At 74.4% G+C, this 13,887-nt stretch carries 12 protein-coding genes; 4 read left to right on the top strand and 8 right to left on the bottom strand.

What is annotated here, in order from left to right; all coding sequences use genetic code 11:
• Nucleotides 1-259 precede the first annotated feature (259 nt).
• Entirely contained in the window at nucleotides 260-1,279 is a 1,020-nt protein-coding gene (locus tag ACSMXW_RS29615) for an aldo/keto reductase (protein ID WP_485800841.1), read from the top strand.
• Nucleotides 1,280-1,594: 315 nt separating this feature from the next.
• Here the strand turns inward: ACSMXW_RS29615 and ACSMXW_RS29610 are convergent, their stop codons facing one another.
• Nucleotides 1,595-2,737, bottom strand: a complete 1,143-nt coding sequence (locus ACSMXW_RS29610) for a M24 family metallopeptidase (protein ID WP_485800839.1) — start codon at nucleotides 2,735-2,737, stop codon at nucleotides 1,595-1,597.
• A gap of 541 nt (nucleotides 2,738-3,278) precedes the next feature.
• Between ACSMXW_RS29610 and ACSMXW_RS29605 the strand changes: the two genes are divergently transcribed.
• Entirely contained in the window at nucleotides 3,279-3,734 is a 456-nt protein-coding gene (locus ACSMXW_RS29605; protein WP_485800837.1) for a VOC family protein, read from the top strand.
• Nucleotides 3,735-3,999: 265 nt separating this feature from the next.
• Here ACSMXW_RS29605 and ACSMXW_RS29600 read toward each other — a convergent pair whose 3' ends face one another.
• Nucleotides 4,000-4,623, bottom strand: a complete 624-nt coding sequence (locus ACSMXW_RS29600; protein ID WP_485800835.1) for a LysE family translocator — start codon at nucleotides 4,621-4,623, stop codon at nucleotides 4,000-4,002.
• 184 nt (nucleotides 4,624-4,807) lie between these two features.
• A complete protein-coding gene (locus ACSMXW_RS29595; RefSeq protein WP_485800834.1) occupies nucleotides 4,808-5,680 on the bottom strand; it encodes a LysR family transcriptional regulator in 873 nt (290 codons plus the stop codon).
• Nucleotides 5,681-5,787: 107 nt separating this feature from the next.
• On the opposite strand from ACSMXW_RS29595, the gene ACSMXW_RS29590 reads away from it, so the two are divergent.
• A complete protein-coding gene (locus ACSMXW_RS29590; protein WP_485800832.1) occupies nucleotides 5,788-6,648 on the top strand; it encodes a CTP synthase C-terminal region-related (seleno)protein in 861 nt (286 codons plus the stop codon).
• A gap of 149 nt (nucleotides 6,649-6,797) precedes the next feature.
• Here the strand turns inward: ACSMXW_RS29590 and cyc2 are convergent, their stop codons facing one another.
• The 4 genes from cyc2 to ACSMXW_RS29570 all read right to left on the bottom strand — a co-directional run bounded on the left by cyc2 (nucleotide 6,798) and on the right by ACSMXW_RS29570 (nucleotide 12,440).
• Nucleotides 6,798-8,978 carry a germacradienol/geosmin synthase Cyc2 gene (gene cyc2, locus ACSMXW_RS29585; protein WP_485800830.1) on the bottom strand — a complete coding sequence of 727 codons (2,181 nt, stop codon included), beginning with the start codon at nucleotides 8,976-8,978 and terminating at the stop codon, nucleotides 6,798-6,800.
• Nucleotides 8,979-9,103: 125 nt separating this feature from the next.
• Nucleotides 9,104-9,880 carry an MFS transporter gene (locus tag ACSMXW_RS29580; protein ID WP_485800828.1) on the bottom strand — a complete coding sequence of 259 codons (777 nt, stop codon included), beginning with the start codon at nucleotides 9,878-9,880 and terminating at the stop codon, nucleotides 9,104-9,106.
• A complete protein-coding gene (locus ACSMXW_RS29575; RefSeq protein WP_485800827.1) occupies nucleotides 9,823-11,484 on the bottom strand; it encodes an MFS transporter in 1,662 nt (553 codons plus the stop codon). Before ACSMXW_RS29575 ends, ACSMXW_RS29580 begins: the two co-directional genes overlap by 58 nt.
• Nucleotides 11,485-11,567: 83 nt before the next feature.
• A complete protein-coding gene (locus ACSMXW_RS29570; protein ID WP_485800825.1) occupies nucleotides 11,568-12,440 on the bottom strand; it encodes an alpha/beta fold hydrolase in 873 nt (290 codons plus the stop codon).
• Between the two features lie 438 nt (nucleotides 12,441-12,878).
• Between ACSMXW_RS29570 and ACSMXW_RS29565 the strand changes: the two genes are divergently transcribed.
• Complete coding sequence (locus tag ACSMXW_RS29565; RefSeq protein WP_485800823.1) at nucleotides 12,879-13,403, top strand: CGNR zinc finger domain-containing protein; 525 nt, start codon at nucleotides 12,879-12,881, stop codon at nucleotides 13,401-13,403.
• A gap of 97 nt (nucleotides 13,404-13,500) precedes the next feature.
• Here ACSMXW_RS29565 and ACSMXW_RS29560 read toward each other — a convergent pair whose 3' ends face one another.
• Nucleotides 13,501-13,752: a GMC oxidoreductase gene (locus tag ACSMXW_RS29560; protein WP_485800821.1), complete on the bottom strand. Its 252-nt coding sequence runs from the start codon at nucleotides 13,750-13,752 to the stop codon at nucleotides 13,501-13,503.
• Nucleotides 13,753-13,887: the final 135 nt, after the last annotated feature.

The raw sequence follows: 13,887 nt of genomic DNA, 5'->3' as shown, positions 1-13,887 counted from the left end.
GGGCGGCGTCCGGACCGCGCGATCCGCGCCGTGCACACCCCCGGTCCACGCCGCCCCCCGGTCCACGCCCCCCCGGTCCACGCCGTGCACCCCCCGCGGTCCACGCCGCACACCGGCGACACAGGCAGGGCCCCCGCGGCGGTTGCCGCGCTCCTGCGCGTGTCAGCTCCTGTTGCCGCGCTCCTGCGCGTGTCAGCTCCTAACGTGTCCGAGGTCGGCGCAGAACCGGGACCAGCGGACGGAAGGACACCACACCGGCATGGAGCAGCGATATCTCGGGAGCACCGGGCTGCGGGTCAGCGAGCTGTGCATGGGGGCGATGACGTTCGGCAGCGCCGCAGACGAGGCGACGTCCCACCGGATGCTGGACGCCTTCGTGGCGGCGGGCGGCACCTTCGTCGACACGGCCGACGTCTACGGGCAGGGCGTCTCGGAGGAGGTCCTGGGCCGCTGGCTGAAGGACCGCAGGCGGGACGACCTGGTGATCGCGACCAAGGTGTTCGGCACCATGGGCGAGGGCCCGAACGCCGGGGGCCTGACGCGGCGGCACATCCTGTCCGCGGTGGAGGCGAGCCTGCGGCGGCTCGGCACGGACTACATCGACCTGTACCAGACCCACGTCTGGGACGCGACCACGCCGATCGAGGAGACGCTGTCCACGCTGGACACCCTGGTCAAGGCGGGCAAAGTCCGCTACATCGGGGCGAGCAACGTCTCCCCCACGCAGTTGCAGAAGGCCCTCTGCACGGCCCGGCAGCACTCCTGGGAGCCGTACGTCTGCCTGCAACCCCTGTACAACCTCCTGGCGCGCTCCGTCGAGTGGGAGCTGCTGCCGCTGTGCGTCGCCGAGGGCGTGGGGGTGATCCCGTGGAGCCCGCTGCAGGGCGGCTGGCTGAGCGGCAAGTACCGGCGCGGCATGTCCTCGGCGCCGGCCGGGTCACGTGAGGCCGACCACCAGCGCGTCCAGGGCCGCGAGACCTGGCGGGACCGGGACGACGAGGAGACGTGGCGGGCGGTCGACGCGGTCCTCGCGGTCGCCGAGGAGTCCGGCCGCAGCCCGGCCCAGGTCGCCCTGCGGTGGCTGCTGGGGCGGTCCGGGGTGACCGCTCCGATCATCGGCGCCCGCTCCATGGAGCAGCTCACGGACAACCTCGGCGCGGTCGGCTGGGAGCTGACGGACGCGCAGGAGCGGCGGCTCACGGAGGCGAGCGAGCGGCCACTGCCGTACCCGTACAACGTCCTGCACCGCCACCGCGACCGGGAGCCCCGCGATGACTGAGGCTCACGGCGCCCCCGACGCTGGTCGCCACCGCCGGGAGCCACCGCTGGGGGGCACCGCTGGAGGACGCGCCCCGAAGGGGCGCGGGGCTGTGACGTTGTGCGGCTCCGCCGCGTGGGCGCGACCGGCGACGACGGCCCCGCACACCGCCACTGCCACAGAGGGACGGCCCCTATCGCTCAAGGCCCGTCGCGGCACAACCCGACCCCCGGCAGGCAGCCCCCGCCGATCCCCGGCAGCCCCCCGGCGGGGCACGCCGCCCCCGGGGGCACGCCGACCGGGGGGCACGCCGACCGGGGGGCCGCAGGCCCCAGGTCACCCCACGATCGCCAGCTCTCGCGACGTCGTGTTGAGGCGGCGCACGCCGTCCTCCGTGACGGTCACGATGTCCTCGATGCGCACACCGAAGCGGCCAGGCAGGTAGATGCCCGGCTCCACCGAGAAGCACATGCCCGGGACGAGGGGCTGCCGCTCGCCCTCGATCACGTACGGCGGCTCGTGCGTGGTGACGCCGATGCCGTGGCCGGTGCGGTGGATGAAGCGGGGCCCGTAACCGGCCTCGGTGATCGTCTCCCGGGCCACCCGGTCGATGTCCTGGCAGGCCGCGCCGGGCCGCACGGCACGCACCGCACGCTCCTGAGCCTCGCGCACCACCTCGTGCACCCGCCGCTCCTCCTCGGTCGGCTCGCCCACGTGCACGGTGCGGGTGGTGTCGGATCCGTAGCCGTGCATCAGGCCGCCGAAGTCCAGGACGACCGTGTCGCCGTCCGCGATCACCCGGTCGTCCGCCTCGTGGTGCGGATCGGCGCCGTTGGGACCCGAGCCGACCACGGTGAAGTCGACCTGCGCATGCCCGAACTCACGCAGCAGCGCCGCCAGGTCGGCGGCGATGTCGGTCTCCCTGCGGCCCGCGAAGCGGACCTCCTTGATCCGCTCGTAGGCGGCGTCGGCGGCGGCGCCCGCGGCGGCGAGGCGGTCCAGTTCGGCGGCGTCCTTGACCGCGCGCAGCATCGGCAGCGCCTCGCCGAGCGCGGTGAACCCGGTGCCGGAGGGCACCCGGCGCTCCAGGCCCAGCAGGTGGACGGCCCACGTGTCGTCGCTGACGGCATAGCGGCCGCCGGCGGCCAGCAGGGGCACGGTGGCGGCGTAGGGGTCCTGGCCGTCGGTCCAGTCCCGCAGGGTGAGCGCGGGAGCGCCGGGGGCCCGCTCGGCGTCGCCGGCCTCCAGCGTCGGCACGACCAGTACGGGATCCTGGCCGGGGGCGAGCACCAGCAGGGTGAGCCGTTCGGTCGCGGCGGTGGGCCGGTAGCCGGTCAGCCAGGTGAGGTCGGGGCCCGGCGCGACCAGGAGCCCGGCCAGGCCCGCGTCGGCGGCGGCCCGGACGGCGCGCGCCATCCGGGCGCGGTAGTCGTCGGTGGTGAACGGTGCGGGGGCGGCGGAGCGCCCGGGTCCGGTCATCGGTCCTCCAGGGTGAGGCGTCGTCAGCTGCTGCGGGCGCCCCGGGTGCGCTGCGCCCCGGGAGCCACGCTGCGGTCGCCGTCCGCCGGCCGTGCGCACCGCCGCCGTCGGGGCCTCTGGGGCATCCTGCCGTGCGGCGGCCCGCACCGCCCACCGTTTTGCGTGCGGCGACGCACCCGGCCCTGCGTTCCGGCCGGGCGCACACGGGCCTCCGGTGGCGCGGCGCAGCGGCCCATGCACGGGCGCTCCTCGCAGCGGCTCCGGCGCGCCTGCCCGCTCCTCATCCGGCGCGCCTGCACGCCCCCTACCTGCGGACGGCCGGACCGCCGCGGCACACGGCCTCCGCGTGAAACGACACACTCGCCGTGATCGAGTTTCGCGGGCCCCGGACGTCGCCCACCATGGCGGTGGGGAGCCCGGTACGCCGGCGTGCCGTCCGGCGTGGGGCCCTCGGTCATCCGCCCGGCACGCGCCCGGCACGCGCCCGGCACGCGCCCGGCGCCGCCGTCGCCACCCGGGCCGAGCGCGGAGGGAGTCCGTCATGCGTCGCGAGGATCTGCCGGCCCCGGAGGCCGGGATACTGCTCACCCACTTCCTGACGGTGTCCGACGTGGCCCGCTCGCGGGCGTTCTACGCGGACGTGCTCGGCGGCGAGGTGGTGCTCGAGGAGAACCCCTGCATCGTGAAGCTGGCCAACGGCTGGATCCTCATGAACCCGGGCGGCGGCCCCACCCCGGACAAGCCGGACGTCACCCTGCACCCGCCCGCCGATCCCAGGACCGCGACGAGTTTCCTGAACCTCCGGGTGGCCGACATCGAGGCCTGCTACCAGGACTGGAGCGCCAAGGGCGCCGAGTTCCTCACCGCGCCGATCGACCGCAGGGCCGAACTCCGCTGCTACATGCGCGACCCCGACGGCTACCTGATCGAGGTGGGCCAGGCCACGGGCATCCTGAAGGGCGTCTACGCCGGCCCCCCGGCAGCCACGCCCGGCTGACCCCCACCTTGAAGGGGCGCGGGGAACTACGCGACCAGCCCGCACGGGCGACCAGCCGGCCACGAACCACACGCGGCTCGCCCCACCCCGGAGGGGCGCGGGGAACCGCGCAACCACCCCACCGACCGACAGCCGGACACGAAACACACGGGGCTCGCCCCCAAGGGCCGCGGGGAACCGCGCAAACACCTCCACCGGCCGGCGTCCGCCGACGAGACCACAGCAGGCAGGTGCCCCGAAAGACCGCACCGTCCGGTCCCCGGACTCACCCCTCCAGGGCGAGCCGCGCCCCCAACAGCAGCAGAATCCCCCCGGATATCTGTTCGAGCCGCCGGCGCACGCCGGTGCGCGACAGCACCGTCCTCATCAGGCCCACGAACCACACGTACATGCCGTAGTAGCCGACCTCGAAGACCGCCCACAGCGCGGCGAGGCCGACCATCGTGGGCAGCTGCGGGGCGCCGGACGGCACGAACTGCGGCAGGAACGACATGGCGAAGACGGCGACCTTGGGATTGGCCAGGTTCAGCAGCAGACCGTGCCGGTACGAGGCCGGGCCGGACTTGACCCGTTCGGCCCCGGACCCGTCGACGCCCAGGGACCCCGGACGCCGGGCCTGCCGCAGGGCCTGTATGCCGAAGACGATGAGGACCACGGCGCCGACGACGCGCATGATGTCGTACGCGAGCTCGGAGGCGGCGAGCAGCGCGGTCAGCCCCAAGGCGGCGACCACGCCCCAGATGAACACCCCCGTCTCGTTGCCCAGCACCGTCATGAATCCGGAGCGCCTGCTCTGCAGCGAGTGCTTGATGATCAGCACGGTGCTCGGGCCCGGCGAGGCGGCGATCAGAAGACAGGCTCCGAGGAAGGCGGCAAGGGTACGCAGCATGCGGTTCATCGTGTGCCCGGGGGCGGTGCGGCCGCCACTCGTTTTCCGGGTGCGGGCATCCGCGGTACCGGGAGCCGAGGGTGCTTGGCCGCCGGGCGCCTAGCGCCCGGCTGTGTGTACCGATGCACGGCGGTGCGGTACGGGGCTGCGCCCGTGCCCTGCCGCGCACCCGGATGCCCCGCCGCTAACCCTCCGCCCCCCGCACGATGCGCTCGGCCAGCGCACGGGCGGGCCCCTGGGGCACGGCGCCGTGCAGCAGTTCCGTGCGGTGCACGACCGGCGGGTCCGTCAGGGGGACGGCGACCGTGCCGGGGGCGTCCAGCGCGGCCGAGCGGGGCAGCACGGCCAGGCCGTGACCGGCGGCGGCGAGGTCGGTGAGGGTGCGCAGGTCGCCGCCCTCGTACCGCAGGGCGGGGCGGAAGCCGGCGGTGCCGTGCGCGGCCCGCAGCTGGGCGAGCGGCAGGGCGGTGCCGGGCGCGTCCAGCCAGCGGGCGTCGACGAGGTCGCCGAGCCGCAGGCCGGCGCGCCCGGCCAGCGGATGGCCGGCGGGCAGCAGGACGCAGACCGGCTCCTCGCCCGCGCCGCGCGCGGTGAGCGGGGCGACGTCGGGCAGCCGCAGCGGGTCGCTCGGCGCGACGAGGCCGTCCACCAGGCCGAGGTCGGCGGCGCCGGTGGCGACCACGGCGGGGATCTCCTCCCGGGGCAGCACCAGCAGCGTCACACCGGTGGGGGGCAGCAGTCGGAGCGTGCCGCCGCGCAGGGCGGTGGGCGTGGCGGCGAGGGTGAGCTCCTGCTGCGGGGCGCCGGCCATCCGGAGCACGTCGGCGCGGGCCGCGTCCAGCCGCAGCAGCAGCCCGCCGGCGTGCTCGAGCAGCCGCTCGCCCGCCGGGGTGGGGGCCACCGGGCGGCGGCCGAGCAGGGGCACCCCGAGGTCCTGCTCCAGCGCGGCGATGTGCTGGGACACCGCGGACTGGGTGTAGCCGAGTTCACGGGCCGCCGCCGAGAAGGACGCGAGCCGGGCCACGGTGACGTAGGTGCGCAGCAGATGCGGGTCCATGGCCCCAGCATCCCCGAGCCCGCCCCCTCATGCCATCAGGGACGCTTATGGACCGTGCAGATTTCATCGTTGGACGTGAACTGTCCGGGCGGCCGACGATGGCGGCCATGAGCGATGCGACGAAGAACCCGGGCCCGGGCCCGTCCGCCCCGGCCCTCACGACCGGCGCCCTGGCCACCGCCCGCGCCACGGCGCCCGCCGCCGCCCCGGAGGCACCCCGCAGGCCCGCCCGGCTGGCCCTGGTGGGCGACCGCTCACCGAACGTCCGCTCCCACACCCGGATCCCGCTGCTGCTGGACGCGCTCGCCGTCCGCGACCGGATCGTGCTCGACGCCTACTGGGTGCCCACCGAGGACGCCGAGGCGGAGGGCGCGGTGGCCGGCTTCGACGCGGTGTGGGTGCTGCCGGGCAGCCCGTACCGCAGTGAGGCGGGGGCGCTCACCGCGATCCGCACGGCGCGCACGGAGGGCATCCCCCTGCTCGGCACCTGCGCGGGCTTCCAGCACGTCCTCCTGGAGTACGCCCGTGCGGTGTGCGGGCTGACGGGCGCGGCGAACGGCGAGTACGAGCCCGACGCCGAGGACCTGCTGATCGCCCCGCTGGCCTGCTCGCTGGTCGGCCACGAGGGCAGCGTCACCATCCGGTCCGGCACGCTGGCGGAGTCCGTGCTGGGCGCCGACCGGTCGATCGAGCGCTACCACTGCGCCTACGGCCCGGTCTCGCACCTCGGCACGCTCGAAAGGCACGGCCTGGTGTTCTCGGGCGCGGACGAGGAGGGCCAGGTGCGCATCGCGGAGCTGCCCGGCCACCCGTTCTTCCTGGCCACCCTCTTCCAGCCGGAGCTGTCCGGCGACGGGTCGCGCCCGCATCCGATCGTGCGCGCCCTGGCCCGTGCGGCCACCGCCCACGCGGCCGGCGCCGGGACCGCGGGCGCCGCCGGCGGGCAGGCCGTACACGGCGCCGCCTGAGAGGACCCCCGCCGCACCGGGCTCGTCGGCGCTCCCGGTGCGGCGGGTGGCGCGCCGCCGCGCCGGACTTTCCCCTCCGGCCCGGCGGACGCGCACGTACCGGTACCACCGGCACGGACCGGTACGCCGGGCCCCGTCCCCGCGCCGGCTCAGGAGGCGGCGGGACGGGGGATCCGGAAGGCGGGCGCGGGAGGGGTCAGGACCGGGCGGACCGGTGTGGTCAGGCGGCGGGCGAGGTCGGCCTCCGTGTACCTGCGGCACCCCAGGTGCCAGTTGAGGATGCCCGCCGTCCAGTTCTCCAGCTCCTTCACATAGCCGTCCAGGGCGGCGCGCGCCGTGTCGTCGAGGCCGAAGTCGTCGTAGAGCACCGGGAACTCATGGGCGGCGACGTGCTGGAACTGCCGCATGCGCTGCACCATCAGGTCCGCCACGACGGCGCGCGCCCGTGCCTGGTCACAGCCGAAGAAGTTCTGCACGACCAGGATGGCGTTGTGGATCTCGCCCTCGTACTCGATCTCCTTGCGGTAGGAGACGATGTCGTTGAGGAGGCAGGCGTAGTCGGCCGCGGCGTTCTCCAGTGAGCGGACCGGTCCCGTGGCGTAGATCTCCGGGGGGACCGCCGGGCCGTGGCCGAGGCGGCACAGGCTCATGGTGAGGTCGGATCCGAAGGTGGCGCGACGCATCTCGATGTAGTCCACCGGGTCGGGGATGCGGTGCTGGGCCTGGTTGGACAGCTCCCAGAGCCACGCCTCGGTCATCACCTCGATCGCGGCGCGCAGGGTGCCGCGCTGGTCGGGGGTCATGTCGGCCGTGGTGCGCGCCCACAGGTCGGCCAGGCCGCGCTCCAGGCCGTTCGCCGGGGGCGGGACGTCCTCGCCGTCGACGGGCATGCAGGCCGAGAGCCGCTCGGTGCACAGTTTCGCGCCGGCCAGGTCGCGGCGGGCGCCGAAGACGATCGGGTAGTAGTCGTCGCCGTAGGTGCCCCAGGCGAGCCAGGCGGAACTGAGGTCGAGCCCGTCCTCGGTGGCGTCCGGGTGGATGCCGGCGGCGCACAGCGGGAGGTCGTAGGCGTCCAGGCGGTAGGCGTCCCAGATTCCTTCGCTGAGGATGCCCATGCGGGTGCACCAGTCCGCCACCCGCAGCCGGGCGCCGGGCAGGTGGGGGCTGAGGGTGAGGGTGAACGGCATCCCGAAGTCGGGGAGTTCCTCGGGGCCGACGCGCTGGAACGGGACGTGGGTGTGGCGGCGCAGCCGCTCGGCGCCCACCGCGGCCAGCAGGCTCCGGACGTCGGCGGTGGCGGTGCCGAGGCCCTTGGGGCCGCCGAGCGGTGAGGCGGCGAGCGCGCCCTCGTTCATGTACCGGCTGGAGCGCAGGTGCCACTCGTGGCCGCCGGACTGCCAGTCCTGCAGGCCCTTGGTGTACGCGGCGACGGCGGCCAGCTCGTCCGGGGTGAGGCCCTTCAGTGCGGCCAGCGCGGGCACCTCGGTGAGGGCGGTGTGCTCGAACTGGTGCAGCCGCGAGGTGAGGATGTCGTTGACCATGTCGGCGGCCTGCTGGGTGGTGCAGCCGAAGAACGTCTCCAGGACGAGCACGCCGTTGCTCAGCTCGCCCTCGTCCTCGACCTCGCGCTGGTAGGAGAAGAGGTCGTTGCGCAGGTGCACGCCGTCCGAGAAGGTCTCCATCAGCACCCGCAGCGGGCGCTCCCCCGCGACGCACGCCGGGACCTCCGCCGTGGCGTACTCGACGAGGCCCGCGGACCAGGGGGCGCCGCCCACCTTGCGGCGCATCTCGATGTACTCGACCGGGTTGGCGACCCGGCCCTCGTTGATGTTGGACAGCTCCCAGAGCGATTCGTTCAGCAGGTTCTCGGTGCTGCGGGCGAACCGTGCGCGCCAGTCGGGCGACATCGCGGGCACCGTGCGCGCCCACAGGTCGGCGAGGCCCGCCTCGACCGGGTTGGCCGGCTCCGGGACGGGGGTGGCCAGGTCCATCGGCATGAACATCGGCAGCCGGTCCAGATGGGCCTTGCCGCCCGTCCGGTCCTGGGTCCGCTTGAACATCTCCAGGAAGTGGTCGTCGAAGAAGAAGACCCAGACGTACCAGTCGGTGATCAACGACAGGGCGTCCGCGTCGCAGTCCGGGTGGGTGTAGGCGCACAGCAGGGCGTAGTCGTGGGCGTCCAGATCGGCCTGCTCCCAGACGCCGGAGCCCTCCAGCATCCCCATGCTGCGCGCCCACCCGCGGGTGTGCGTACGCGCCTCGTCCAGGTGGGGGTTCAGGCGGGCGGGGTACGGCATGTAGAACTGCGGCAGTTCAAACGGCTGGGTCATGGCCCGGCCCTACCCCTGGTCCCGTGAGCCATCCACGATCGCGCAGATGATCGCACCATCGCGTGAACGGAGGAATGAGGGGCTTGACAGGCACGGGGAATCCCTCCCCCCACTCCGCGACGCACTCAGCCGGCCGCCGCACCCGTGCGCCGCCTGGCGCCCCGGGCCAGCCGGGTGACCAGCAGGGTCACCGCCGCCATCAGGCCAGCGTCGATCAGCACGGCCGCCGCCATCGCCCCGACCCGGTCGCCGTCCGGTCCCGCGACCGCGAAGAAGGCGCTGCCGACGGCCGCCACCCCGGCCGACCCGGCGAACTGCTGGGCGGTGGTGAGCACCGCCGCGCCGACGCCCGCCTGCTCCGGCCGGACGTCCACCAGCGAGATGCCGATGAGCCGGGGCAGGACGAGGCCGTTGCCGAGCCCCACCAGCGCGAGCGCGGCAACGGTCCAGCCGAGCCCGGCGCCGCGGCCCGCCAGGTGCAGCCTGAGGGCGAGCGTCAGCAGCCCCAGGGCGGTGACGCAGCCGCCGAGGACGGTGACGAGCGGTCCGTACCGGTCCACGAGACGGGCCCCGAGCAGAGCCGTGACCGAGAACAGGACGCCCATCGGCGCGAACACCGGGCCCGCTTGGAGCGGCCCGAGGCCGAACCCGCCCTGCAACAGCAGCAAGCGAGTGAACATGAACGACGCGAAGTACGCCATGAACACGGTGATCGCCCCCGTCCCCGCGCGGTAGGAGCGCGACCGGAAGAGCGTGGTGTCCAGCACCGGCACGCCCCCGCGCGCGGCCAGGCGCCGCATCCAGCGCAGGGCGAGACCGGCCGCGGGCACACTCGCGATCATGCTCAGCCAGGTCCACGCCGGCCAGCCCGCGTCGCGGCCGAGCGAGAGCGGGACGAGCACCAGGCCGAGGCTGACGGCGAGCGCGACCGCACCCACCGGGTCCTGCCCGCCGGCCCGGCCGGGTGCCGGCTCGGGAGCAGCCGGCGGGCCAGGACCACGGCGACGAGGCCCACGGGGACGTTCACCAGGAAGACCGCCCGCCAGCCGAGCCCGAGCACGTCGGCGTCCAGCAGCAGCCCGCCGAGCACTTGGCCGGCGATCGAGCCGAGCCCGCCGGCGGCGCCGTACCAGCCGAGCGCGCGGGCCCGTTCGCCCGGCGGGAAGCTGAAGCAGACGTGCTCGTGCGCCCTGGGCAGCCGGGCCAGCAGCGCACGGGTCTCGGCGGCGAAGGCGTGCTCGGCGCCGTTGCGCGCCCCGTGCAGCCACCACACCTCCCGCTCGCAGCGCCGGGCCGCGAGCGCGTGCAGCATGGCCAGTTCGGGCGTCACTCCGACCCCGGCGGAGATCAGCAGCACGGGCCTGTCGCCGGATGAGAGCGTGAACGTGCCGCGCGGGGCGGCCACGTCCAGCAGGTCGCCCTCGCGCACATGCTCCATCAGATAGCCGCTCGCCCGGCCGTGCGGCTCGTGCTTGACGGTGATGCGGTACCGCGTCCCGTCCGGCGGACCGGAGAGGGAGTAGCTGCGGATGAGCGGTGGCCCGTTCCCCTCGGGGTGCAGCCGCAGGGTGAGGAACTGGCCCGGCAGGGGAACGGGCAGCGGCTCCGCTCGCTCGTCCGCCCCGTCGGCTCCCGCTGCTCCCTCCGCCCGATCGGCCCTCTCGGCTCTCTCGGCTCTCTCGGCCCCCTCCACGCCCTCCGCCCGCCCGGCCCGTTCGGCGGTGAGGGTGAGCGAGAAGATGTCGCGACTCTCCCGGGTGACGGCCGCGACCCGCAGGGGGCGGAAGCCCGGCCAGGCGGGCGGCGGCTGCCCGGCGACGGCATTGAGCGCCGGGTTGCCACCCACCGTCGCCGGGCCCGCGCCGCCCTGGTCGATGAGCGTCTGGAGCGACGCCTTCCAACCGGGACTGAGCGCGGGAATGCGCTGCACCCGCGCGATGTCGTCCCGCCGGTGGCCCGGCAGGTACAGCAGGGCGTCGATCTCCGTGACGGTGATGGCTTCCGGCCCCTGGGCGACCTTGACGATCTCGTCGCCGGCCGTGACCCGCCCTTCGGTGAGGACACGGAAGTAGAACCCGGGCCGGTGGTGGGCCACCAGGAGCGCCGCCATCTGCGGCTCGCCCATCCTGAGGCCCACCCGGTAGCAGGTGACGCGCGGCTGGGTCACCTCGAACACCGCCGTGCCGATCCGGTAGCGGTCCCCGATGCAGACCTCGTCGTCGGGCAGCCCGTCGACGGTGAAGTTCTCCCCGAACTGGCCGTAGCCGAAGTCGTCCCGGCCGAGGTACCGCTGCCAGTACCGGTAGGAGTCGATCTGGTAGACGAGCACGGCGCGCTGCTCACCGCCGTGCCCCTGGAGGTCTCCCTGCCCGTCGCCGTCGACGTTGAGCCTGCGCACCGTCTGGGGCCCCTCGACCGGATGCTTCCACACCCCGGTGCGGACCGTGCGGCCGTGCCAGGGCACGTCCTCGGGAAGGCCGACGTTCACCGACAGCAGCCTCGCCACACGCTCACCTCACGGTCACCCCTCGGTATCCCCCATCCTGCCCCGGCCGTGCGCCGCCGCAAGCCGGGGAGAAGCCTGCCGCCTCAACGGCCGAGGTCCGCCTTGCCGAGGAAGTCGGCGATCAGTCCCGCGACCTCGTCCAGGGCGCTCTCCAGGAGGAAGTGGCCGCCGTCCAGCAGGTGGATCCACGCCTGCGGCACGTCACGGTCGAAGGCCTCGGCCCCGGCGGGCCCGAAGATCGGGTCGTTCCTGCCCCACACGGCGAGCAGCGGCGGCCGGTGGGCGCGGAGGTAGGCGTGCAGGGCGGGGTACAGCGGCGGATTGGTCGCGTAGTCCCGGAAGAGCGCCAGCTGGATCGCGTCGTTGCCCGGCCGGGACACCAGGGTGTGGTCGTGGTGCCAGGTGTCGGGGCTCACGACGCTCTCGTCCGGCACCCCCGTGAGGTACTGCCACCTGATGGCCTCCAGGGTGAGCGCGGTCCGCACGCCGGCCTCCGTCTGCGGCGTCTGCTCGCGCTGGTAGTCCCAGACCGGCCGCCAGAACTCCGGCACGAAGCCGTCGTCGTAGCCATTGCCGTTCTGGCTGATGACCGCCGTGATCGCGGCGGGGTCGCGCAGGGCAAGCCGCCACCCGACGGGGGCGCCGTAGTCCTGCACGTAGAGGGCGTACCGGGCGAGGCCGAGCTGGTCGAGCAGGCCCCGGGTGAGCTCCGTCAGCGCGTCGAAGGTGTACGGGAACTCATCGGCGCCCGGGGCGTCGGACAGGCCGAAGCCCAGGTGGTCGGGGGCGATGACGTGGTAGTCCTCGGCCAGCACCGGTATGAGGTTGCGGAACATGAACGAGCTGGTCGGGAAGCCGTGCAGCAGCACCACCGCCGGCGCGGTGGCCGGCCCAGCCTCCCGGTAGAAGATCCGCCTGCCCGAGACCGTGGCGTACCTGTGGTGGACGGCGACCATATCTAACTCCTTTAATCAGCTTTGAGGGTTAGAATGGAAGCAGCTTGAACCTAACCTGTCAACAGGACCGAAGGAGTTAGGACACCGGTCCCGGGTCCCGCTCAGGAGCAGGCGGCCCACCCGCACGCGCCGGCCGACACCGACCGGGGCCGGACACGGCGCGGTGTCCGCGGGCGAGCGGGGCCCGGCCGGCCCGCGGGCACGCGGGTAGACTGCCGGCCCGGACGACGGCGGGGCCCGACGCAGCGGTGACCCCGGCGGCGGCCGCACCGGGGGCGGGCCACGGCGGCACACCGGGCGCGCGACGGTGACGGTGCACCGAGGACACGACGGGTGACGGACCCGGGGCGAGGCGGCGGCACGGGGAGACGCACGGCACGACTCACCCCGGTGTGGCCGCACCCCGCGGCCACGCCCCCTCTCCGACCGAGTGAAGCGATGATCTCCATACCAGTCGACAGGCACGACGAAGAACGACTCCTGGACCTGCTGAACACCACACCGGTCATCCGGGGAACCCGGCAGGACCTCCTCGACAGCCCCGACGCCGGCCGCCGCTGGCTCCTCGAACGCGGGGGCACCGGCACCGACCTGGAACTCCGCCACGCCCGCGCCGCGAGAGACGCCCTGCAGAAGGTGGTACGCGGGCAGGACCCGCCGGGGACGCTGACGAGGTTCCTCCGCGGGGCGCGCCCGGTGCCGGAGGTGACCGGCCGGGGCATCGCATGGACGCTCGACGTCGCCGCGGACCGGAGGTGGGCGACCACCGCCATCCTGACCTGGGGCCACCTCGCGGGGGCCCGGCCGGGCCGCCTCAAGCCGTGCGCCAATCCTGAGTGCCGCCGCTTCCTCCTCGACCGCAGCAAGGCGAACAGCGGCCGCTGGTGCTCCATGGCGGTGTGCGGGAACCGCATGAAGGCCCGCAAGCACTACGGGCGCACCCAGCGGCGCGAGGGGGCCTGATGCCGCGCCCTTCCCAACCCCGCCCGGCCCCTCGGCCGGGCCGGGGTGCTCTCCCGAGCAGATCACCACGCTCGGGTGAGCGGGCGTCAGCGGGCACTCACCTCGCAGAGACCTGCTCCCGGCCCCGGGACCGTGTGACGAGGTCTGCCGCGCGTTCCGCGATGGCGTAGACGGTTGCGTTGGTGTCGGCGGAGACGATGGACGGCATGACCGACGCGTCGGCCACGCGCGGCCCGGTGACGCCCCGCATGCGCAGCTCTGTGCCGAGCACGGCCATGGCGCCGTATCCGATCCAGCACGTGCCGCAGTAAGGGAAGTAGTTCTCCGAAACTCCGGCGCAGGTGGTCACGGACCTCGTCGTCGTCGCGGACGGCCGGCCCGGGAAGGACCTCTGCGCCGCGCCAGGCGGCCGGCGGCATGGCGCACCCACAAGATGGGCCGGCTCCACACCCACCCGCCCGCGCCGCCCACGCGACTCCCGTCC

Source organism: Streptomyces sp. DSM 116793 (assembly GCF_057320905.1).
The sequence above is the reverse complement of the archived record's forward strand: the minus strand, read 5'-3'. Positions and strand labels throughout refer to the sequence as shown.

Bases quoted from the DNA above. Each gene is read 5' to 3' on its own strand.
- cyc2 (WP_485800830.1), bottom strand. From the start codon at position 8,978: ATGACCCAGCCGTTTGAACTGCCGCAGTTCTACATGCCGTACCCCGCC.
- ACSMXW_RS29590 (WP_485800832.1), top strand. From the start codon at position 5,788: ATGAGCGATGCGACGAAGAACCCGGGCCCGGGCCCGTCCGCCCCGGCC.
- ACSMXW_RS29595 (WP_485800834.1), bottom strand. From the start codon at position 5,680: ATGGACCCGCATCTGCTGCGCACCTACGTCACCGTGGCCCGGCTCGCG.
- ACSMXW_RS29570 (WP_485800825.1), bottom strand. From the start codon at position 12,440: ATGGTCGCCGTCCACCACAGGTACGCCACGGTCTCGGGCAGGCGGATC.
- ACSMXW_RS29565 (WP_485800823.1), top strand. From the start codon at position 12,879: ATGATCTCCATACCAGTCGACAGGCACGACGAAGAACGACTCCTGGAC.
- ACSMXW_RS29615 (WP_485800841.1), top strand. From the start codon at position 260: ATGGAGCAGCGATATCTCGGGAGCACCGGGCTGCGGGTCAGCGAGCTG.
- ACSMXW_RS29600 (WP_485800835.1), bottom strand. From the start codon at position 4,623: ATGCTGCGTACCCTTGCCGCCTTCCTCGGAGCCTGTCTTCTGATCGCC.
- ACSMXW_RS29610 (WP_485800839.1), bottom strand. From the start codon at position 2,737: ATGACCGGACCCGGGCGCTCCGCCGCCCCCGCACCGTTCACCACCGAC.
- ACSMXW_RS29605 (WP_485800837.1), top strand. From the start codon at position 3,279: ATGCGTCGCGAGGATCTGCCGGCCCCGGAGGCCGGGATACTGCTCACC.